This window comes from Pseudomonas sp. 6D_7.1_Bac1 (assembly GCF_025465945.1).
GTDB lineage: Bacteria > Pseudomonadota > Gammaproteobacteria > Pseudomonadales > Pseudomonadaceae > Aquipseudomonas.
The window spans coordinates 58749-80058 of sequence record NZ_JANLNW010000078.1; the positions used below are offsets into that span (position 1 = coordinate 58749).

A 21310-nucleotide genomic window follows, 5' to 3' on the forward strand; every position below is an offset into this window, starting at 1 on the left:
GCTTATGATACCGATGGTTGGATGCGCAGAGGGGGAGAAATTGGCGCCAGGTGTCGGCCGTTGTGTTGCCTGACAGGCATCAGGATTTGGCGGGTGCGACCAATTGCGTGGTGACCAGTGCGGCGAGGGCGTTTTCCTGGCTGCCGAAGCGGGCCAGTAGCAGGGCTTGTTTCTCGGGTGTCAGGCGGTTCCAGACATCGATCATCTTTTCGGCAGTGCCGATCAGTACGCTGGCCTGGCTTTCGGTGAAGGTGTCGCTCATGGGGCAGGTCCTTGGGTTCAGGCTGTGTGGAAAGCGCATGAGTCAGCGCTTTCCACACGGTCTGGGTAGTGCTTTTTCAGTCTTCGCTGTCGGCCTTGCGGCTGCCAGTGGCTTCTTTCGGCTCGGGCTTTTGGGCACCGGCTTGTTGCGGGGTTGTCTGCGCAGTTTCGTGCAGGCTTGGGAAGGGGAGATTAGGAATCTCGTGCATGTTGGTCGCTCCTCGCAAGGTCTGTTTTTAAATCGCTGTGTAGATCCGCGCTTTTAAAAAGCCTGGGCAGGATACAGCAGGGGAGATGACAGAAAGACTTTTATCTCCACTTGTTGCGACAGATGGCCGCAGCCGGTACTCGCAGGCAATTGTGGCGAGGGAGCTTGCTCCCGCTGGGCTGCGGAGCAGCCCCAAAAGCCAGGCAATGGGTTCGTTCAGTTAGAACTCGATGCAGGTTTTACGACCGCTTCGCGCTCGAGCGGGAGCAAGCTCCCTCGCCACAGGGAGCCTGCCTTGCATGGGGTTACTTGCAGACGTCTGCGATGGCTTGCGCCAGCAACTCCAGGCGTGTGGCATCAATCCCGGCGACGTTGGCCCGGCCGGAGTTGACCATGTACACGCTGTGGTTGTCCCGCAGGTTTTTCACCTGAGCCGGTGTCAAACCGGTGTAGGAAAACATTCCGCGTTGCACGCCAATATGCGCGAAGCGTTCGCCCAAGCCGTGCGGCTCCAGCGCTTCCACCAAGCCCGTGCGCAGCTGGGCAATGCGCAAACGCATGGCTTCCACTTCATTGGCCCACAGCTGTTTCAGCTCCGGGTCGCCGAGGATGGTTGCCACGACGGCGGCGCCGTGATCCGGTGGTGTCGACCACAGGTTGCGGGCGATGTTGGCCAGTTGGCTGCGGATATCAACGAGCTTCTCGGCATCCTTTGCGCAGACGATCAGCGCACCGGTGCGGTCGCGGTACAGGCCAAAGTTTTTCGAGCAAGAACTGGTGATCAGCAGCTCAGGCAGTTCAGCGGCAAACAATCGCACGGCCCAGGCGTCCTGCTCCAGACCATCGCCAAAACCCTGATAAGCGAAGTCGATCAGCGGCAGCAGTTCGCGGCTGCGAACCACTTCCAGCACACGGCGCCAGTCATCGTGAGACAGGTCGAAACCGGTCGGGTTGTGGCAGCAGGCGTGCAGTAGCACCACGTCGCCCTTGGGAATCAGGTTCAGGGTTGCCAGCATGGCTTCGACGTCGAGGCGGTTGTCGCTGCCCACGTACGGGTAGTGGCTGACCTTGAGGCCAGCGGTGGCGTAGATGGTTTCGTGGATTGGCCACGTCGGGTTGCTCAGCCAGACGCCGCGGCCCGGCAGGCATTGCGCGATGAAGTCGGCGCTCAAGCGCAAGGCACCGGTGCCGCCCGGGGTCTGGGTCGCGCCGACACGCTGCTCGGCGATCAGCGCTGAATCAGCGCCGAGCACCAGCTCATTGATCACTTTGCCGAACGCCGCATCACCGTGACCACCGATGTAGGTCTTGGTGGTCTGACGATCCACCAGACGCAGTTCGGCGAGTTTCACCGACTGCGGAATCGGAGTCAGGCCCTGGGCATCCTTGTAGACGCCCACGCCAAGGTCGAACTTGCGCGGATTGCTGTCCTGCGCATAGGCCTCCATCAGGCCGAGGATCGGGTCGCCGGGTACTCGGCCGATGGCGTCGAAATGCATTATTTTCGGCCCTCGGCGTCTTTCGCCACTTCGTCAGTGCGCGCGGCCATGATGAAGTCGTTGCGGTGCAGGCCTTTGATCGAATGGCTCCACCAGGTCACGGTGACTTTGCCCCACTCGGTGAGCAAGCCTGGGTGGTGACCTTCGGCCTCGGAGATTTCACCCATGGCGTTGGTAAAGGCCAGGGCGAATTTGAAATTCTTGAACAGGAAGACTTTTTCCAGTTGCATCACGCCGTCGCGAACTTCGATGTTCCAGTCAGGGATCTGCTTGATCAGTACCGGCAGTTCTTCGTCGCTGACTTGTGGGGCATCGGCGCGGCAGGCTTCGCAATGGGCTTGGTTCAGAGCGGTCATGGTGGGTTCCTGAATTCAGTTCTTGTTAGACGTTGTTACTTTTTACGAGCATTTGCAAGGTTGCCGCGACTGCGGCGCTCTCAGGCCGCCTTGGGTTTGGGCGGAAATTTCGGTGCGTGCAGACCTAGCTGCATGCCTTGCTGGACCATGCCCATGATGTCCTCGTGGGCCAGATCGAACAGGCGCTTGAGGTCAGGCAGGACAAAGTACAGCGGTTGCAGGATGTCGATGCGATACGGCGTGCGCATGGCTTCCAGCGGATCAAAGGCTTGATGCTCTGGTTCGTCGGACAGGCTGTACACGGTTTCTTTCGGCGAGGAGAGGATGCCGCCGCCGTAGATGCGCTGGCCTTGCGGGGTGTCGACCAGGCCGAACTCGATGGTCATCCAGTACAGGCGCGCCAGATAGACGCGTTCTTCCTTGGAGGCCTGTAGGCCGAGTTTGCCGTAAGTGTGGGTGAATTCGGCGAACCAAGGGTTGGTCAGCAGTGGGCAGTGGCCAAAGATCTCGTGGAAAATGTCCGGCTCTTGCAGGTAATCCAGTTCTTCGCGAGTACGAATAAAGGTCGCGACGGGAAACTGCTTATTGGCCAGCAATTCAAAGAAGGTCTGGAACGGAATCAGCGCCGGCACCCGGGCCACTTGCCAGCCGGTGGTCTCGCCGAGAACCTTGTTGATTTCGTCGAGCTGCGGAATGCGGTCATGGGGCAGGCCGAGCTTTTCGATGCCGTCCATGTATTCCTGGCACGCACGACCCTCGAGCACTTTCAGCTGGCGAGTGATCAGCGTATTCCACACCGCGTGTTCTTCAGCGGTGTAGTGAATAAAACCTTGCGCATCGGGCTCGCGGGCCACGTATTGCGTCTGCTTCATGCTGCTCTCCTGCAAAGGGATACGTTCTTGTTATGTCTTGCTATGGACTTAGAAATACGCCGAATTGTGCGACCCTGCAGCAGGGTTTGAGTGTGGCACGTAGGAAAATTCTCGGCTTTTCGTAAACTATTCGTTACGGTTTTGCCCCGATGGCGCAGGTATTGAGATTTCACGGTTTGAAAAGGCCTTGAGCTGTCACATAATCTTGACGACTAACTTTGCGCGTCGGCAGAAAAATCCTCGCCACGTGCTCTATCCACCACCGTTCGGGCCTTTATATGCGTATCAAAGTTCATTGCCAGAACCGCATCGGCATCCTGCGCGACATCCTCAATCTGCTGGTGGAGTACGGGATCAACGTCGCCCGCGGTGAGGTGGGCGGCGAACATGGCAATGCGATCTACCTGCATTGCCCGAACCTGATTAATCTTCAGTTCCAGGCGTTGCGTCCGAAGTTCGAGGCGATTGCCGGTGTATTCGGCGTCAAGCGCGTAGGGCTGATGCCCAGCGAGCGTCGGCACATGGAGTTGAACGCCTTGCTCGGTGCGCTGGAGTTTCCGGTGTTGTCGATTGATATGGGCGGCTCGATCGTTGCGGCCAACCGCGCGGCTGCGCAATTGCTGGGTGTGCGGGTGGACGAGGTGCCGGGTATTCCCTTGTCGCGTTATGCCGAGGACTTCGATCTACCGGAGCTGGTGCGCGCCAACAAGTCGCGGATCAACGGCTTGCGGGTCAAGGTCAAGGGTGACGTGTTCCTGGCCGATATCGCGCCGTTGCAATCGGAGCATGACGACAGCGAGGCCATGGCCGGTGCGGTGTTGACGCTGCATCGGGCTGATCGGGTCGGTGAGCGTATCTATAACGTGCGCAAGCAGGAGTTGCGCGGCTTCGATAGCATTTTCCAGAGTTCCAAGGTCATGGCGGCGGTGGTCCGCGAAGCGCGGCGCATGGCGCCACTGGATGCGCCGTTGCTGATCGAAGGCGAGACCGGCACCGGTAAAGAGCTGTTGGCGCGCGCCTGCCATCTGGCCAGCCCACGCGGGCAGTCGCCGTTGATGGCGCTCAACTGCGCCGGGTTGCCGGAGTCGATGGCCGAGACCGAGCTGTTTGGCTACGGCCCGGGTGCGTTCGAAGGGGCGCGGGCCGAAGGCAAGCTCGGGCTGTTGGAGCTGACAGCAGGCGGTACGCTGTTTCTCGATGGCGTCGGGGAAATGAGCCCGCGTTTGCAGGTGAAACTGCTGCGGTTTTTGCAGGACGGTTGCTTCCGCCGGGTCGGCAGCGATGAAGAGGTTTATCTGGATGTGCGGGTGATCTGCGCCACCCAGGTCGATTTGTCCGAGCTGTGTGCGAGCGGTGAATTCCGTCAGGATCTTTACCATCGTTTGAATGTGCTTTCACTGCACATCCCGCCGCTGCGTGAATGCCTCGACGGGTTGACGCCATTGGTGGAGCACTTCCTCGATCAGGCCAGTCGGCAGATTGGTTGTCCGTTGCCGAAACTGGCGCCTGCGGCGATGGACCGGCTCAGCCATTACCACTGGCCGGGCAACGTTCGGCAGTTGGAGAACGTGTTGTTTCAAGCGGTTTCGTTGTGTGATGGCGGCACGGTCAAGGCTGAACATATTCGTCTGCCGGATTACGGCGTGCGCCAGCCCCTGGGGGATTTCTCGCTGGAAGGCGGCCTCGATGAGATTGTCGGGCGGTTCGAAAAGGCTGTGCTGGAGCGACTTTACTCCGAACATCCAAGCAGCCGCCAACTGGGCAAGCGCCTCGGGGTTTCCCACACCACCATTGCCAACAAGCTACGTGAATATGAAGTGGGTAAGACCGAGCCATAGCTGGTATCAGCTGTGTTTGTGCTGGCCTCATCGCGAGCAGGCTCGCTCCCACAGGGTTATGGAGTGCTCACATATTATGTGGCCACTGAAGACTCAAAGTGGGAGCGAGCCTGCTCGCGATGGCGGTAGTGGCTGTAGCTCAAGATCAAAAGGTTGCCGCCAAACGGCATAACCGCGCCGGTTTTTCGTCTTTGACACAATTGCCCATTCCCTGCTGATTCCTCTCAAGTCCTTTGTTTAGAGGACTTGGATCCCCTGTGTGGAAGTTGGTCTGCAAATTGCTTGAGGCTCAGCAGTACAGCGGTGGGCGGCAAACGTCCGACATGCAGAGGAAAGACTGTGGACAAGTACCTTTATGTGGCAATGACCGGCGCCAGCCAGAACGCACTGGCGCAAAAGGCTCATGCCAACAACCTGGCGAACATCTCCACCAACGGCTTTCAGAAGGACCTGGAGCAGGCGCGATCGATACCGGTGTTTGGTGACAGCTTTCCGGCGCGTGCGTTTGCCATGACCGAGCGTCCGGCCACCGACTTTTCTCCTGGCTCGATGATAGAAACCGGTCGTGACCTCGATGTAGCGGTCAGCGGCAACGGCTGGATTGCCGTGCAGAACCCGAGCGGTGGCGAAAGCTATGTGCGCACCGGCAGTCTGAATGTCGACGCCCTGGGTGTGCTGCGCGCCGGCAACGGTATGCCGGTAATAGGCAATGGCGGTCCGATCGCCGTGCCGCCCGAGCAGAAAATCGAAGTCGGTCAGGACGGCACGATCAGCATTCGTGCGATGGGCGAAGGTCCGCGCGTCATGGCCGAGGTCGACCGCATCAAGCTGGTCAACCCGGATATCAAGAACATGACCAAGGGTCTGGACGGTTCGATCCACACCGCAGACGGCAAGCCGGCACCGGCCGATGCCAACGTGCAACTGGTGTCGGGCTTCCTTGAGTCGAGCAACGTCAATGCCGTCGAAGAAATGACTTCGGTGCTGGCCTTGTCCAAGCAGTTCGAACTGCACATCAAGATGATGACCACCGCCAAAGAAGACGACCAGGCCATGGCTCGGGTCTTGCAGATCAGCTAATTATCAGAACGTCGCGCCGTAAAACAGGCGCACGAGGAGAATCGAATGCTTCCGGCTCTATGGGTTGCCAAAACAGGTCTGTCCGCCCAGGACACCAACCTGACGACTATTTCCAACAACCTGGCGAACGTGTCGACCACGGGCTTCAAACGTGACCGTGCCGAATTCCAGGACTTGTTGTACCAGATCAAGCGTCAGCCAGGTGCTCAGTCGACCCAGGACAGCACACTGCCGTCGGGCCTGCAATTGGGTACCGGTGTGCGCATTGTCGGCACTCAGAAAAATTTCACCGCCGGTAGCCTGCAAACTACCGACCAGCCACTGGACATGGCGGTCGATGGTCGTGGTTTTTTCCAGATTCTGCAGCCCGATGGCACTACCGCTTACACCCGTGACGGTACTTTCCACCTGAGCTCCACCGGCCAGATCGTCAATGCCAGCGGCTTCGCGCTGGAGCCGGCAATCGTCATTCCGAACGATGCCCAGACCTTCACGGTCGGTCGCGACGGTACGGTTTCGGTGACCATTCCAGGCAACGCCACCTCGCAAGTGATCGGCAACCTGCAAACCGCCGACTTCATCAACCCGGCTGGCCTGCAGGCTGCGGGTAACAACCTGTTCCTGGAAACCGCGGCCAGCGGCGCGCCACAAGTCGGCACGCCAGGCCTGAACGGTTTCGGCACCACGCTGCAAAACACCCTGGAAACCTCCAACGTCAGCACCGTTGAAGAGATGGTCAACATGATCACCACTCAGCGTGCCTACGAGATGAACTCCAAGGTGATTTCCACCGCCGACCAGATGCTCTCGTTCGTCGCGCAAAATCTGTAATCAAGTCTGTGGGGCGGCATGAGGCCGCCTGCAACACCGTGAGGTAGGGTCATGAATCGCTTTGTATCTGTTCTCGCACTGAGTGGGATCGCCGTGCTCGCGGGCTGCGTCGCCCCGACGCCGAAGCCCAATGACCCGTACTACTCGCCGGTGCTGCCTCGTACACCCTTGCCGTCTGCGGCGAACAACGGCTCGATCTATCAGGCCGGTTTCGAGCAGAACCTGTACAGCGACCGCAAGGCCTACCGGGTCGGTGACATCATCACCATCACCCTGAACGAAAAGACTCAGGCCAGCAAAAACGCCAACTCCCAGCTGGCCAAAACCAGCAAGACCACGATGGGTCTGACGTCGTTGTTCGGTGGCACCCCGGCCGCCAATAGCCCCCTGAGCCTGAGTGCCGGTTACAGCGGCGACCGTGCGACCAAGGGTGACAGCAAGGCCGGGCAGGGCAACAGCCTGACCGGTTCGATCACCGTGACCGTTGCCGACGTATTGCCCAACGGCATCATCGCGGTGCGTGGCGAGAAGTGGATGACCCTCAACACCGGTGATGAGCTGGTGCGCATTGCCGGTCTGGTCCGGGCGGACGATATCGCGACCGACAACACTGTTTCGTCGACCCGTGTCGCGGATGCGCGAATCACCTATTCGGGTACCGGATCGTTTGCCGATGCGAGTCAGCCAGGCTGGTTCGACCGTTTCTTCTTAAGCCCGCTTTTCCCTTTCTAGGTGATGAAACGACTCATGTTTAATTTCAAGCACCTGATGGCGGCCCTGTTGTTGCTGTCCACCTCCCTCGGCGCTCACGCCGAGCGGTTGAAGGACATCGCCAGTATTTCAGGCGTGCGTTCCAACCAATTGATCGGCTACGGCCTGGTTGTCGGGCTTAACGGCACCGGTGACCAGACCACGCAGACTCCGTTCACCCTGCAGACCTTCAACAACATGCTCTCGCAGTTCGGCATCAAGGTGCCGCCAGGGTCGGGCAACGTGCAGTTGAAGAACGTCGCGGCGGTGTCGATCAGTGCCGATCTGCCGGCGTTTGCCAAGCCGGGTCAGCAGGTCGATATCACCGTATCGTCGATCGGTAACTCCAAGAGCCTGCGGGGCGGCACCTTGCTGCTGACGCCGCTCAAGGGGATCGATGGCAACGTCTATGCGGTCGCTCAGGGCAACCTGGTGGTGGGTGGTTTTGACGCTGAGGGTCGCGACGGTTCGAAGATTACCGTCAACGTTCCGTCGGCAGGTCGCATCCCCGGCGGTGCTTCGGTCGAGCGTTCGGTGCCGAGCGGTTTCAACCAGGGCAACAGCCTGACCCTTAACCTCAACCGCTCCGACTTCACCACCGCCAAGCGCGTCGTCGACAAGATCAACAATATGCTCGGCCCTGGCGTGGCGCAGGCTATCGACGGCGGTTCGATCCGTGTCACGGCGCCGCTTGATCCAAGCCAGCGTGTCGACTACCTGTCGATCCTGGAAAACCTCGAAGTCGATCCAGGTCAGGCAGTGGCCAAGGTCATCATCAATTCGCGGACCGGCACCATCGTGATCGGTCAGAACGTCAAGGTTTCACCGGCCGCCGTCACTCACGGCAGCCTGACCGTGACCATCACCGAAGACCCGATCGTCAGCCAGCCAGGGCCTTTGTCCAATGGTCAGACGGCCGTCGTGCCGCGTTCCCGGGTCAATGCTCAGCAAGAAGCCAAGCCCATGTTCAAGTTTGGCCCTGGCACCACGCTGGACGAAATTGTCCGTGCGGTGAATCAGGTTGGCGCGGCACCGGGTGACTTGATGGCGATCCTCGAAGCCTTGAAACAGGCCGGCGCCCTGCAAGCCGACCTGATCGTGATTTGAGATGGCGAACATGGATCTTCACAAGAGCGGGCTGGTCAGCAGTGGCGATTCGGGTTCGTACTCGGACCTGAACCGGCTTAACCAGCTCAAGGTCGGCGACAAGAACAGCGACTCGAACATGCGCAAAGTGGCGCAGGAGTTCGAGTCGCTGTTCCTTGGCGAGATGCTCAAGTCCATGCGTTCGGCCACCGAAACGCTGGGCAAGGACAATCCGCTGAACACGCCGGCAGCCAAGCAGTACCAGGAAATGTACGACCAGCAGCTGGCGGTTTCCATGTCTCGTCAGGGTCATGGTATCGGTCTGGCCGACGTGCTGATACGCCAGATGTCGAAGAACAAACCGCTGGCTCCGGGCGAGGCGGCGGCGATGTCTGCCGCCAAACAGGAAGTGGCGAAAGCGGCGGTGTCGACGCCGGTGGCTGCCGGCACGCTGGGCACCAATGGACCCTTGTCGCGACTCAATGGCGAGCGTCCGCTGTGGGCTTCGCGGTCGGTCAAGGCGCCGCAATCAACGGCCAGTCACAGTAATGATGTGGCGCTGCTCAACCAGCGGCGTCTGGCACTGCCGCCGAAACTCACGGACCGCTTGCTCGCCGGTCTGGTGCCGTCGGCATCGACGACCGCTGCGACCACAACGACGGAGCTCAACAAAGTCCAATTACCTCAGGGCAGCAAGACTGCGTCCGATCCTCTATTCAATGGCGATTGGCTGGCCTCGCAAACGGATTCGACATCGGGCGGGGGCATGCAGATTTATGGGCGTGCCATGGCTCAAATACCACTGGCGCCGGCGAAGAAAACCTTCAGCTCTGCCGACGAATTCATCAATACCATGATGCCGATGGCCAAAGCCGCCGCCGACCGCATTGGCGTCGATCCGCGCTACCTGGTAGCCCAGGCCGCACTGGAAACCGGCTACGGCAAATCGGTCATGCGCGCCCAGGATGGCAGCAACAGTCATAACCTGTTCGGCATCAAGGCCGGCAGCAGTTGGCAGGGTGATTCGGCGCGGGCAATCACCAGCGAATTCAGAAATGGCGCGATGGTCAAGGAGACGGCCGAGTTCCGTTCCTACGACTCTTATCAGGACAGTTTCCATGACCTGGTGACTTTGTTGCAAAGCAACAATCGCTATCAAGATGTGCTGAAGTCGGCCGATAACCCAGAACAGTTTGTACGCGAATTGCAAAAGGCCGGGTATGCAACCGACCCGAACTACGCCAGCAAGATTTCGCAGATTGCCAAGCAGATGAAGAGTTACCAGAACTACGCTGCGGCGGGCTCTTCCACGACGCCTTTATAGGCATAAGGTATAAGGTCTGAACCATGAGTTTGCTCAATATCGGGATGTCGGGGTTGAATGCGGCCTCATCGTCTTTGGCGGTGACCGGCAACAACATTGCCAACGTTGACACGGCCGGCTATTCGCGCCAACAAACCGTGCAGAGCAGCAATTCCTCGATTCAGTACGGCAACAACGTATTCATCGGCACTGGCACGACCCTGGCGGACGTGCGTCGGGTGTACAGCGCCTACCTCGACACCCAATTGCAGACCACCACCTCGCTTAACGGCCAGGCATCGTCCTTCCTGGGGAAAGTCACGCCGGTCGACACGCTGCTGTCCGACAGCAACACCGGCCTCAGTGGCGCGCTGCAGAAGTTCTTCACTTCCCTGCAAAGTGTCGCGACCTCGCCTACCGATGATCCGTCCCGCCAATCGGCGATGACCAATGCCAAGGCCCTGAGCGATCGCTTCAACTCGATTTCCAAGCAGTTGACCGACCAGAACACCGGCATCAACTCCAACCTGTCGGACATGGCTTCGCAGGTGAATAAACTGGCGAGCTCGATCGCCCAGTACAACCAGCAAATCACTCAAGTGTCGGGCAGCAACACCAGCAACAGCAGTGGGCCGAGCGACCTGCTCGACAAGCGCAACGAGGCGGTCCGTCAGCTCTCCGACCTGGTCGGTGCTCAGGTTGTCGAGCGCGGAACCAACTACGATGTCTACATCGGAAGCGGCCAGCCGTTGGTGATGGGCAGTACCACCAACACCCTGGAAACCGTACCGGGCAAGAGTGATCCGAGCCAGTCGGCGCTTCAACTGAACCGCGGTTCGAGCGTCATCGATATCACCTCGGTGACGACGACGGGGCAGATTGGTGGCTTGCTGAGCTATCGCAGCGAAGTGCTCAACCCGGCAATCAACGAGCTGGGACGGGTTGCACTGGTTGTTGCCGATCAGATGAACCAGCAGCAAGCCCAGGGCATCGACAAGAACGGCAACTTCGGTTCACCGATCTACAGCAACATCAACAGTGCCACGCTGATCGGTCAGCGCAGCATTGCCCAGGCAGGTAACAGCGCCGGTTCCGGTAACCTCAACGTCACCATCAACGACACGGGCAAGCTGACCACCAACGATTATCAGGTGACCTTCAGCAGCGCCACGAACTACAGCGTCACGCGCTCCGATGGCACCGCCATGGGTGCCTTCAGCACCACCACGACACCGGCTCCGGTGATCGACGGCTTCAGCATGGCGCTCAATGGCGGCGGTGCGATGAGCGCCGGCGACACCTTCAAGGTGACGCCAACCCGTAGCGGTGCCAGTGATATCCAGACCGTGATCACCGATCCGAAAACGCTCGCCGCGGCTGCACCTCTGAGCGGTGTCGCCAGTGCCAACAACAAAGGCACCTACAGCCAGCCAACGTTGACCAGCACCCTGGACATCTACAACCCGGCGGCCAATGCCGACATGCAAACCGGGCTTCAGTATTCGACACCGGTCAAAGTGGTGTTCGACCCGGCGGGTGCCGGGACTCAGGGTTATAAGCTTTACGATGCCAAGGGCGTCAGCATGGGCACGGGCACCATCGTTCCCGGTCAAAGCAATACCCTGAACCTGCAAGTGAACATGGTCGATGGCACAGGTGCCCCGATCCTGGACGGCGCGGGGGTACAGAAGACGTTCTCGGTTCAAACCACTGTCAATGGCTCGCCTGCGGCGGGTGAGAGCTTCAGCATTTCGTTGACCGGCGCCAACTCTTCGGACAACCGCAACGGTACCGCACTGGTCGGCTTGCAGACCAAGCAAACCGTGGAAACCGGCTCGACGAGCAAGGGCGTGAGCATCTCGGATGCCTACGGCAAACTGATTTCCAATGTCGGTGCCCAGGCTGCCCAGGCCAAGTCCGACAGCGATGCCGCCACCGTGATTCTGACCGGCGCCAAGAGTGCTCGCGATGCCCTGTCGGGGGTCAACCTCGATGAGGAAACCGGCAATCTGGTGAAATACCAGCAGTACTACACCGCCTCATCGCAGATCATCAAGGCTGCGCAGGAAACCTTCAGCACGCTGATCAACAGTCTTTAAGGAGTCGTAATTCATGCGCATTTCTACCGCCCAGTATTACGAAACGACCGCTGCCAACTATCAGCGTAACTACAGCAACGCACTGCAGACCAGCGCCGAAGCGAGCAGTCTGACCAAGGTCAACACGGCCGCTGATGATCCGATTGGTGCTGCGCGTTTGCTTCAGCTCGGGCAACAGAGTTCGATGCTGGATCAGTACGCTGGCAACATCAGCAACCTCAAAGGGTCGTACAGCCAGTCCGAAACCGCCTTGAGCGCCATTGGTACTGCCTTGCAACGGGCCAAGGAGCTGACGTTGGCTGCCAGCAACGGCACGCAAACCGATGCTGATCGTGGGGCCGCGGCCCAGGAGTTGGGGCAGATCCAGAGCCAGGTGCTGGGCCTCATGAACAGTCAGGACGCCAACGGCAACTACCTGTTCGGCGGCTCCAAAACCAGCACGCCTCCGTACACGGCAAACTCCGATGGCACCTACAGCTACAACGGTGACCAGACCGAGCAGAACCTGGCCATCGGTGACTCCATGTCGGTTGCCAGCAACATCACCGGTTGGGATGCCTTTCAGAAGGCGGCCAATACCACTCGCTCTCAGACCACCATGACCGCACCAGCGGTAGACGACGGTCGGGTGACGCTGTCCAACGGTCAGATCAGCAATAGCGGAACGTTCGACTCCAAGTTCACCGCAGGTCAGCCTTACACCGTGAGTTTTGTCAGTAGCACGCAGCTGAAGATCACCGATGCGCTGGGTACCGATGTCACCGCCGAGGCCAGCCAGAACGGTGTAATCAGCAATAAAGACGCGTCTAACCAGACGGTCAGTTTCCGCGGTGTGGACATGACGCTGAACCTCAATCTGAAGTCTGGCGATATTCCGGACGCAGTGATTGCCGGTCATAGCTTCCAGTTGTCGGTCAAGCCGGACACCATCAACGCTTCACGCAGCCCGGGCAACCCGTCCACGGCGGTGATCTCCGGCGCCACCCAGACCAGCTCGACCGCCTATAACAGCACCTTCCCGACAGGCGGGGCGATCCTCAAGTTCACCAGCGCCACCGCTTACGATCTGTATGCATCGCCGATCACGGCGAGCAGCAAACCGGTCTCCTCGGGCACCATGGCCGGCTCTACGGCGACAGCCGCAGGGGTCACTTTCACACTCGGCGGTACTCCGGCAGCTGGCGACCAGTTTGTTATCCAGCCCAATGACCACCAGACCCAGAACGTTCTGGACACCCTGAGTCAGTTGCGCACGGCGTTGACTACCCCGGCAGATAACAACCCTGTGGCCTTGCAAAAAATGCAGGCGGCCGTCGCGTCGGCCATTGGCAACCTGGACACTGCGCAGGCGCAGTTGGGGTCGGCAATTACTTCCGTGGGCGTGCGTGGCCAGGCCCTGGATGATCAGACGACAACCAACCAAAGCCTGAGTCTTGCCAACACGGCCAGCCAGTCGGCTATCCGCGACTCTGACCCGGCGGCGGTCATGACCCGTCTGACGTTGCAGCAAACCATGTTGCAAGCCGCGCAGCTGGCGTTCAGCAAAATCAGTCAGCTGGGTCTGTTCAACAAGATCTAAGGGATCCAGGCGCGCAAGCGCCCGGCCGTAAACCGCCGAATACCAATCGCCTTTTTTCAGCGGTTTCAGGGGCTCACCCGACCGGGTGAGCGTCCGCCGCTTGAGAGCCCCCGCCGTGAATCCAGCCTCGTTAGTCAGCCTTGTCATTCCCGCCTTCAATCCACGCTTCTTCGCCCGGGCCCTGCGCAGTGCCCTGATCCAGCAATACGCCAATCTAGAGATCATTGTGTGCGACGACAGTCGCGGCGATGAGATCAAGCAGGTTGTCGAGTCGCTGACGGGCGACGCAGCAGAGCGAGTACGGTATGTACGAAACCCGCAGACACTGGGGTTTGTCGGCAATCTGTTGGCCTGTCTGGGCGAGGCCAAAGGCGAGTACATCAAGTTTCTCTGCGATGACGATCAGCTGTCTCCTGCGTGTATCGAGCGCCAGGCGCAGGTCTTGAGCGAGCAGGGGGACATCAATCTGGTGCTGGCCCAGCGGGTGTTCTGGGATGCTGACGATCACCCGTTGCCGTCACGCCTGGAGAACAGCACGCTTTCGCCGGTTTGCGGGATTTTCAAGGGTGATGACCTGCTGGCGATTTTCGAAACCTTCCCGGTCAACTTCCTCGGTGGTTTCAGCAGTGCGCTGTTCCGCCGCAAGGATGTGCAGGAGCTGATGCCGGCCTTGACTCAGCCGGGCCATTGCTTTGTGGCGTCACTCGATCTGGCCTTGTACATCTGCCTGATGCGCCGGGGCAACATGGCGCAGCTCAACTATGTGCTGAGTGTCGAGCGCTTGTACCCGGAGCGTTTGATTCGCCAGCAACCGATGAAAGATGCGGTGGAGCTGGAAAAACACTGGCTGGTGCAAATGCTCAAGGGGCGAGGGGGCGAGGGGGCGCCTGCGGGGGGCTGGGTTCGTTACCTGCCGTTGAGCCGGGCCGATGAGGCGCCGCGCGTCTGGGACGAGTTGCCCCTGAGTCGAACCCTGGGCACTCGCCAGGCCAACCAGGCCTATCGGATCGGCATCGCCAGCGAGAGTTTTTCCCAGCTGTACACCCAATGGCTGGCGTGCCGCACGCTCAGTGAGACTCAGCGACGTCTGTTGCCGGAGACCATGGCGGGTTGGCCGCGGCAACCGAAAATCGTCCCGATCATCATCGATGATCAGTCCAGCCGTGCCGGTCTGGAACTCACCCTTAAAAGCCTTGCCGGTCAGCTTTATGCGCCGGAGCTGACCCTGGTGTTGTCCAGTGCCTGCACCGAGGCGCAACTCGATGAGCGGGTGTTCAACCTGCCGTTGCAGGAAGACTGGTGCGCGCAGCTCAACGCAGTGCTGGCGCAACTCGACGGGGTTGACTGGTTCTACGTGCTGCGTGCTGGCGACCGTCTGGTAGAGCCGGCGCTGTTGCTGTTGGCCGAGCGCATCAGTGCGTCACCGAGTGCATTGTGTGTGTATGGCGACGAAGGCGGATTGCGCGACGGTGAGTCGGCAGACCCGGTCTTCAAGCCAGATTTCAACCTGGACCTGATGCGCAGTTATCCCTATGTCGGGCGATCCCTGGCATTTGAGCGTGAGCGCTTCCTGGCGCTGGGTGGCTTCAACTCAAGTTACGGCGAACTGGCGCCTCACGATGTGCTGTGGCGCATGGTCGAGAACGACGGCATCAAGGTCGTCGAACATATTGCCGAGGTGATGCTGGAGTCGACGCTTGGTCTGGCGCAGTGGTTGGCACTGCCTGAAGTCATTGAGCTCAACCCGCAGGTGCTGGAGGCGCATCTTCAGCGATTGGGCGTTGCCCATGAGATTCGCCAGGGTAGTTTTACCTTGCTCAATCGCGTCGATTACCAGCACACGGATCGGCCGCTGGTGTCGATCATCATTGTCTGCAAGGACCAGTTGGCGGTGCTGCAGCGGTGTGTCGAAAGCCTGTTGGAGAAAACCGCTTACGGTGAGTACGAGTTGCTGCTGGTGGACAACGGCAGTGAGTCTGCGCAAACGCTTGAATGGCTGAGCGCCATGGCGCAGTTGGGCAGTGACCGGTTGCGGGTGCTGGCGTATCCGCAGCAGGGAAATGTCGCGGCGACGCGCAACTTCGCAGCGCAGCAAGCTCGCGGTGAATACCTGTTGATGCTCGACCCGTATGTGGTCGTCACCCGTGCGGACTGGCTGGGTGAGTTGCTCAACCATGCGCAGCGTCCAGAGGTCGGTATTGTCGGGGCCAAACTGTTCAATCCCGACGGTTGCGTGTTGCATGCCGGCCTGATTCTCGGGCTGCAAGGGCCGGCCGGTTCACCGTTTTTCGCTGACTCGCTGAACGCGGCCGGCTACATGCACCGCTTGCAGGTGGTTCAGGACTTGAGCGCTGTCGGTGCTGATTGCCTGATGGTGCGCAAGGCGGTATTTGAGAGCGTTGGTGGGCTTCAAGCGCAGGATTTTGCCTTGACCCTCAATGAGGTGGACCTGTGTTTGCGGGTCCGTCAAAACGGCTATCTGGTGGTGTGGACGCCGTACGCCCAACTGGCCCTCGGGACACAGCCTGCGGCCGTACCGGACAACGCCGAGCTGGCGCTTCGCACTCAGGAGCAGGCAACCTTCTACCAGCGCTGGCTGCCCATCATTGCTCGCGACCCGGCGTACAACCCCAACCTGATGCTGAACACGCTGGGTGGCTCCAGTTACAGTCTGGAGCCAGGCCTGCGCACAGGCTGGAGCCCGTTTTCCGTGCGCCAGTTACCGAAGGTCATGGCGTTGCCGGTCAATTCCTCGGCGGTCGGTCACTATCGGGCGATTCAGCCGCTGATCGAGCTGGAGAAGGCCGGTCGGGCGACCGGGCGGATTTACTACGACCTGCCGTCGATCATCGAGATCGAGCGCGAGTCACCGGACGTCATCATTTTACAGGGTCGCTACAGCGAAGGGCCGATCAACGAGATCGCTGGCTTCAAGCCCTACACCAATGCCCGACTGATTTTCGAGCTGGATGACTATGTCATCAAGGCGCCGAAGAAGAACGCGCACATTCGCAATATGCCGGACAACGTCGAGATGGAGCGTCTGGTCCGCCGCGGCATCGGCCTGTGCGATCGGGTGGTGGTGTCGACCCAGCCACTGGCCGATGCGTTGTCGTCCATGCATCACGACATTCGGGTCGTGCCGAACATGCTCGCCACTCATCTTTGGGATGGTCTGCGCAGTCAGCGTCGTACCTCGAAAAAGCCACGGGTTGGCTGGGGTGGCGGTACCAGTCACTCGGGCGACCTGGCGATCATTGCCGACGTCGTTCGCGAACTGGCCAACGAGGTGGATTGGGTGTTCTTCGGTATGTGTCCCGAAGAGTTGCGCCCTTACATGCATGAATTCCACGGCGTGATCGACCTCAGTGTCTATCCGGCGAAGCTGGCCAGTCTGAACCTGGACCTGGCGCTGGCACCGCTGGAGTTTCATATCTTCAACGACTGCAAGAGCAATCTGCGTCTGCTGGAGTACGGTGCTTGCGGCTACCCGGTGGTGTGTACCGATACCGAGGCCTATCGGGGTTATCTGCCGTGCACTCGGGTTGTCAGCAACAGCACCGATGAGTGGTTACAAGCCATCCGTATGCACCTCGCGGACCCGGATGCCAGCTACCGCATGGGCGATGAACTGCGCGAGGCGGTGCTGCGCGACTACATGCTGCGTGGAGATAACGTGCGGTACTGGGAAAATGGCTGGCTGGCCGATTGATCCCCACCGTGCAGCCGCTGCCTGAGGGTCGCGGCTGCACAGCGCCGCCGTTCGAGCTGGCGCGTTTCCTGCAAGTCCCCCTCAAAATCGCCATAAATCGAGCATGTGCGGTGCAGCCAGAAGGTGATGGGTGCAGCCTCATACGATTTATCCAGACGGTCGCAAAGCCTTGTAGGGCTTGGGCTGGCCCTGTGACGAACAAGAGGGGACAAGATGAAGGCAGTTATTCTGGCGGGTGGTCTGGGCACGCGAATCAGCGAAGAGTCGCACCTCAAGCCCAAGCCGATGATCGAGATCGGCGGCAAGCCAATTCTCTGGCACATCATGAAGCAGTATTCCGCACACGGAATTCACGACTTCGTGATTTGCCTGGGCTACAAGGGCTACGCGATCAAGGACTTTTTCGCCAACTACTTCCTGCATACCTCTGATGTCACTTTCGACATGTCCAACAACCGCATGGACGTTCACCAGAACTACAGCGAGCCTTGGCGTGTCACCTTGATCGATACCGGCGAAGAGACCATGACCGGTGGCCGTTTGCGTCGCGCCAGCCGCTATCTGGAAGACCAGGACGCGTTCTGCTTTACCTATGGCGACGGTGTTTCGGACCTCAATATTGGCGCACTGGTGGATTTCCACTTGAGCAGCGGCAAATTGGCCACGGTCACTGCGGTGCAGCCACCCGGACGTTACGGCGCGCTAGAGCGCGACGGTGATCTGGTGCGCGGCTTCATCGAAAAACCTCGCGGCGACGGTGGCTGGATCAACGGTGGCTTCTTTGTCTTGTCACCCAAAGTGCTGTCGCTGATCACGGCTGATGACACGGTCTGGGAATCCGAGCCGTTGATGACCCTGGCTGCCGAAGGGCAACTGAACGCGTTCCAGCACGATGGCTTCTGGCACCCGATGGACACCCTGCGCGACAAGAACCATCTGGAGCACCTGTGGCAGAGCGGGGAGGCCCCATGGAAGCAGTGGGACTGAGTCCGCAATTCTGGCGCGGCAAGCGGGTACTGGTCACCGGTCACACCGGTTTCAAAGGCAGTTGGTTGACGCTGTGGCTGCAAAGCCTGGGGGCTGAGGTCACAGGTTTTGCCCTGGACCCGTCCACCGAACCGAGTCTGTTTGAACTGGCGCGCGTTGCTGAAGGCATCAATGACCAGCGCGGTGACTTGCGTGACCTGGGTGCGTTGCTGGAACTGATCGCTGAAGTTCAGCCAGAAATCGTCCTGCACCTGGCGGCGCAGCCGCTGGTGCGCGAAGGCTACCGTGACCCGCTCGGGACTTACTCGAGCAACGTCATGGGCACGCTCAACCTGTTGGAAGCGATTCGCCAGGTCGGCGGGGTACGCGCGTGCGTGCTGGTGACCACCGACAAGGTCTACGCCAATCAGGAATGGCTGTGGCCCTATCGCGAGAACGAAGCCCTGGGCGGTCATGACCCTTACAGCAGCAGCAAGGCCTGTTGCGAATTGTTGGCGCAGTCTTACGCCGCTTCGTTTTTCCCTGCCGAACGGCATGCCGAGCACGGTCTGGCACTGGCCACGGCGCGTGCCGGGAATGTGCTCGGTGGCGGTGATTTCGCCCCGGAACGGTTGATTCCCGATGTGCTCAAGGCGTGGTCGGCGAATGAGCCGGTGACCCTGCGTTACCCACAGGCCGTACGCCCCTGGCAACACGCACTGGAACCCCTGGCCGGTTACCTGCAACTGGCGGCGGGCCTTTATGAGCACGGCCCGCAATTTGCCGGTGCATGGAACTTCGGGCCGAGTGAAGGCGACATGTGCAGCGTCGGTGAAGTGGTGGAACTGCTCTCCAGACGCTGGCCACATGCGCGAGGATTGCGCGTCGAACCGAGTGAGTTGCACGAGGCCGGCCTGCTGCGCCTGGACAGCAGTCGCGCCCGTCAGTTGCTGGCATGGCAAACACGCTGGTCGTTGCAAGACTGCCTGACGCACACTCTGGATTGGCACCTGGCCTGGGAAAATGGCGACGACATGCGTGCCATCACCCTGAACCAGCTGAACCTGTATCGGGGGCTGCGGTGAGCGAATTCCGGATCAGCGCCTTGCCACTTCAGGGCTTGTTCAGTGTTCAGCACAAACGTCATGAAGATCAGCGCGGGCACTTCGCCCGGCTGTTCTGCGAGGGCAGCCTGAGCGCTTTCGGCGAGCCGTTCCAGATTCGTCAGATCAACCAGTCCTGCACCCGTGAGCGTGGCAGCGTGCGTGGTTTGCATTATCAGAATGCCCAGGCACCGGAAGCCAAACTGATCACCTGCCTGCGCGGAGAAGTCTGGGATGTCGCGGTCGATCTGCGGCCCGACTCGGCGACGTTTTTGCAGTGGCACGCCGAGCACCTGCGCGCCGGTGATGGTCGCAGCCTGTTGATTCCTGCAGGTTTCGCCCATGGCTTTCAGACCTTGAGCGACGATGCCGAGCTTCTGTATCTGCACAGCGCCGATTACGCCCCGGATCACGAGGGCGGTCTGTCGGTGCTCGATCCGCGCCTGGCGATTGCCTGGCCTGAGCCTGTCAAAAATCTGTCGAGCCGGGATGCCGCCCATCCCTGGCTGGATGACCATTTCCCTGGAGTGCGTCTATGAACTGCCGAGGTTGCGGCACCCCGTTGGCGTTGCCGTTGATCGATCTGGGCACGTCACCGCCCTCCAATGCCTACCTGCGGGCCGAGCAGCTGGAGCACGCCGAGCAGTGGGTCCCGTTGAAAGTGGCGGTCTGCCAGGACTGTTGGCTGGTGCAGACCGAGGACTACACCAGCGCTGACAGCCTGTTCGATGCGGACTATGCGTACTTCAGTTCCTTTTCCAGCACCTGGCTGGCCCATGCCGATCGGTATGTGGCCCAGATGGTCGAGCGTTTCGGATTAAATGCCGACAGCCGCGTCGTGGAAATTGCCGCCAACGATGGTTACTTGCTGCAGTACGTCGCCCAGCGCGGTATCCGTTGCCTGGGCGTCGAGCCCACCCGCAGTACGGCGCAGGCTGCGCGGGAAAAAGGCCTGGAAATACGTGAGCTGTTCTTCGGTCGTGACAGCGCTTTGCAGTTGCTGAGCGAAGGCTGGGGCGCAGACCTGATGGCGGCCAACAATGTGCTGGCCCATGTGCCGGACATCAATGATTTCCTTAGCGGTTTCGCGACGCTGCTCAAGCCCACGGGCGTGGCGACGTTCGAGTTTCCGCAGCTGCTGACGCTGATGGCCGGGCAGCAGTTCGACACCCTTTACCACGAACACTATTCCTATCTGTCGCTGACTGCCGTACAGCGTTTGTGCGAACGCAATGGCCTGGAAGTTTTCGATGTCAGCCCGTTGCCGACCCATGGCGGTTCGCTGCGGGTGTTCGTGCAGCGTGTCGATGGTGTGCGCCGTGAAGTGACGCCTGCGGTGCAACAGCACTTGCAGGTCGAGCAGGCGGCCGGTGTGAAAACCCCTGCCTACTACGCGACCCTGGCCCCGGCCGCCGAGCGTATCAAGCACGAGCTGTTGCGTTTCCTGTTGCAGGCCAAAGCCGAAGGCAAGCGCGTGGTGGGTTATGGCGCCGCCGCCAAAGGCAACACCTTGCTCAACTATGCCGGGGTCAAGCCAGACCTGCTGGCGTGGGTGGCGGATGCCAGCCCGCACAAGCAAGGCAAGTTCTTGCCGGGCAGCCGTATTCCGGTGGTTTCACCCGAGCAGTTGGCCATCGAGCGACCCGACTACGTGCTGGTCCTGCCGTGGAACCTGTTGCAGGAAGTCAGCCAGCAACAGGCCCAAGTGCGGGAGTGGGGCGGGCGCTTCGTGATCGCCGTGCCTGAGTTGACGCTGCTGTGACCGGC

At 60.1% G+C, this 21310-nt stretch carries 18 protein-coding genes; 13 read left to right on the forward strand and 5 right to left on the reverse strand.

Features of this window, described 5'->3' with window-relative positions:
• Window positions 1–79: 79 nt before the first annotated feature.
• The 5 genes from NTD87_RS23795 to phhA form a co-directional block, all read right to left on the reverse strand.
• Window positions 80–262 carry a hypothetical protein gene (locus NTD87_RS23795; RefSeq protein ID WP_262116641.1) on the reverse strand — a complete coding sequence of 61 codons (183 nt, stop codon included), beginning with the start codon at window positions 260–262 and terminating at the stop codon, window positions 80–82.
• A gap of 76 nt (window positions 263–338) precedes the next feature.
• The gene (locus NTD87_RS23800; RefSeq protein ID WP_262116642.1) at window positions 339–470 is read right to left on the reverse strand and encodes a hypothetical protein; all 132 of its coding nucleotides are present in this window, start codon (window positions 468–470) and stop codon (window positions 339–341) included.
• Between the two features lie 304 nt (window positions 471–774).
• Window positions 775–1968 (reverse strand): amino acid aminotransferase, encoded by a 1194-nt coding sequence (locus tag NTD87_RS23805; RefSeq protein WP_410017514.1) that lies wholly within the window; start codon window positions 1966–1968, stop codon window positions 775–777.
• Window positions 1968–2324, reverse strand: coding sequence for a 4a-hydroxytetrahydrobiopterin dehydratase (locus tag NTD87_RS23810; RefSeq protein ID WP_027620983.1), 357 nt, complete (start codon window positions 2322–2324; stop codon window positions 1968–1970). Before NTD87_RS23810 ends, NTD87_RS23805 begins: the two co-directional genes overlap by 1 nt.
• An 80-nt stretch (window positions 2325–2404) precedes the next feature.
• Window positions 2405–3196, reverse strand: coding sequence for a phenylalanine 4-monooxygenase (gene phhA, locus NTD87_RS23815; protein ID WP_262116643.1), 792 nt, complete (start codon window positions 3194–3196; stop codon window positions 2405–2407).
• Window positions 3197–3474: 278 nt separating this feature from the next.
• Between phhA and NTD87_RS23820 the strand changes: the two genes are divergently transcribed.
• The 13 genes from NTD87_RS23820 to NTD87_RS23880 all read left to right on the forward strand — a co-directional run bounded on the left by NTD87_RS23820 (window position 3475) and on the right by NTD87_RS23880 (window position 21305).
• Window positions 3475–5034, forward strand: coding sequence for a sigma-54-dependent transcriptional regulator (locus NTD87_RS23820; RefSeq protein WP_262116644.1), 1560 nt, complete (start codon window positions 3475–3477; stop codon window positions 5032–5034).
• A gap of 339 nt (window positions 5035–5373) precedes the next feature.
• Entirely contained in the window at window positions 5374–6114 is a 741-nt protein-coding gene (locus NTD87_RS23825) for a flagellar basal body rod protein FlgF (protein ID WP_262116645.1), read from the forward strand.
• Between the two features lie 45 nt (window positions 6115–6159).
• Window positions 6160–6945: a flagellar basal-body rod protein FlgG gene (gene flgG, locus NTD87_RS23830; RefSeq protein ID WP_262116646.1), complete on the forward strand. Its 786-nt coding sequence runs from the start codon at window positions 6160–6162 to the stop codon at window positions 6943–6945.
• 51 nt (window positions 6946–6996) lie between these two features.
• Complete coding sequence (flgH, locus tag NTD87_RS23835) at window positions 6997–7677, forward strand: flagellar basal body L-ring protein FlgH (RefSeq protein ID WP_262116647.1); 681 nt, start codon at window positions 6997–6999, stop codon at window positions 7675–7677.
• Window positions 7678–7692: 15 nt separating this feature from the next.
• Entirely contained in the window at window positions 7693–8802 is a 1110-nt protein-coding gene (locus NTD87_RS23840) for a flagellar basal body P-ring protein FlgI (RefSeq protein WP_262116648.1), read from the forward strand.
• Window positions 8803–8812: 10 nt separating this feature from the next.
• Entirely contained in the window at window positions 8813–10105 is a 1293-nt protein-coding gene (flgJ, locus tag NTD87_RS23845) for a flagellar assembly peptidoglycan hydrolase FlgJ (protein WP_262116649.1), read from the forward strand.
• Between the two features lie 23 nt (window positions 10106–10128).
• Complete coding sequence (gene flgK, locus NTD87_RS23850; protein WP_262116650.1) at window positions 10129–12183, forward strand: flagellar hook-associated protein FlgK; 2055 nt, start codon at window positions 10129–10131, stop codon at window positions 12181–12183.
• A gap of 13 nt (window positions 12184–12196) precedes the next feature.
• A complete protein-coding gene (locus NTD87_RS23855; protein WP_262116651.1) occupies window positions 12197–13762 on the forward strand; it encodes a flagellar hook-associated protein 3 in 1566 nt (521 codons plus the stop codon).
• A gap of 115 nt (window positions 13763–13877) precedes the next feature.
• Window positions 13878–17474: a glycosyltransferase gene (locus tag NTD87_RS23860; protein WP_262116652.1), complete on the forward strand. Its 3597-nt coding sequence runs from the start codon at window positions 13878–13880 to the stop codon at window positions 17472–17474.
• Window positions 17475–17687: 213 nt separating this feature from the next.
• Window positions 17688–18461 (forward strand): glucose-1-phosphate cytidylyltransferase, encoded by a 774-nt coding sequence (gene rfbF / locus NTD87_RS23865; RefSeq protein WP_262116653.1) that lies wholly within the window; start codon window positions 17688–17690, stop codon window positions 18459–18461.
• On the forward strand, window positions 18443–19525 hold the full coding sequence (rfbG, locus tag NTD87_RS23870) for a CDP-glucose 4,6-dehydratase (protein ID WP_262116654.1): 1083 nt from the start codon (window positions 18443–18445) through the stop codon (window positions 19523–19525). The genes rfbF and rfbG overlap by 19 nt, the downstream gene beginning before the upstream one ends.
• Complete coding sequence (locus tag NTD87_RS23875) at window positions 19522–20082, forward strand: dTDP-4-dehydrorhamnose 3,5-epimerase family protein (RefSeq protein ID WP_262116655.1); 561 nt, start codon at window positions 19522–19524, stop codon at window positions 20080–20082. The genes rfbG and NTD87_RS23875 overlap by 4 nt, the downstream gene beginning before the upstream one ends.
• A complete protein-coding gene (locus NTD87_RS23880) occupies window positions 20079–21305 on the forward strand; it encodes a class I SAM-dependent methyltransferase (protein ID WP_262116656.1) in 1227 nt (408 codons plus the stop codon). The genes NTD87_RS23875 and NTD87_RS23880 overlap by 4 nt, the downstream gene beginning before the upstream one ends.
• The last annotated feature ends 5 nt before the right edge of the window (window positions 21306–21310 follow it).

Bases quoted from the DNA above. Each gene is read 5' to 3' on its own strand.
- NTD87_RS23795 (WP_262116641.1), bottom strand. From the start codon at position 262: ATGAGCGACACCTTCACCGAAAGCCAGGCCAGCGTACTGATCGGCACT.
- NTD87_RS23800 (WP_262116642.1), bottom strand. From the start codon at position 470: ATGCACGAGATTCCTAATCTCCCCTTCCCAAGCCTGCACGAAACTGCG.
- NTD87_RS23805 (WP_410017514.1), bottom strand. From the start codon at position 1,968: ATGCATTTCGACGCCATCGGCCGAGTACCCGGCGACCCGATCCTCGGC.
- NTD87_RS23810 (WP_027620983.1), bottom strand. From the start codon at position 2,324: ATGACCGCTCTGAACCAAGCCCATTGCGAAGCCTGCCGCGCCGATGCC.
- phhA (WP_262116643.1), bottom strand. From the start codon at position 3,196: ATGAAGCAGACGCAATACGTGGCCCGCGAGCCCGATGCGCAAGGTTTT.
- NTD87_RS23820 (WP_262116644.1), top strand. From the start codon at position 3,475: ATGCGTATCAAAGTTCATTGCCAGAACCGCATCGGCATCCTGCGCGAC.
- flgG (WP_262116646.1), top strand. From the start codon at position 6,160: ATGCTTCCGGCTCTATGGGTTGCCAAAACAGGTCTGTCCGCCCAGGAC.
- flgH (WP_262116647.1), top strand. From the start codon at position 6,997: ATGAATCGCTTTGTATCTGTTCTCGCACTGAGTGGGATCGCCGTGCTC.
- NTD87_RS23840 (WP_262116648.1), top strand. From the start codon at position 7,693: ATGTTTAATTTCAAGCACCTGATGGCGGCCCTGTTGTTGCTGTCCACC.
- flgJ (WP_262116649.1), top strand. From the start codon at position 8,813: ATGGATCTTCACAAGAGCGGGCTGGTCAGCAGTGGCGATTCGGGTTCG.
- flgK (WP_262116650.1), top strand. From the start codon at position 10,129: ATGAGTTTGCTCAATATCGGGATGTCGGGGTTGAATGCGGCCTCATCG.
- NTD87_RS23855 (WP_262116651.1), top strand. From the start codon at position 12,197: ATGCGCATTTCTACCGCCCAGTATTACGAAACGACCGCTGCCAACTAT.
- rfbF (WP_262116653.1), top strand. From the start codon at position 17,688: ATGAAGGCAGTTATTCTGGCGGGTGGTCTGGGCACGCGAATCAGCGAA.
- rfbG (WP_262116654.1), top strand. From the start codon at position 18,443: ATGGAAGCAGTGGGACTGAGTCCGCAATTCTGGCGCGGCAAGCGGGTA.
- NTD87_RS23880 (WP_262116656.1), top strand. From the start codon at position 20,079: ATGAACTGCCGAGGTTGCGGCACCCCGTTGGCGTTGCCGTTGATCGAT.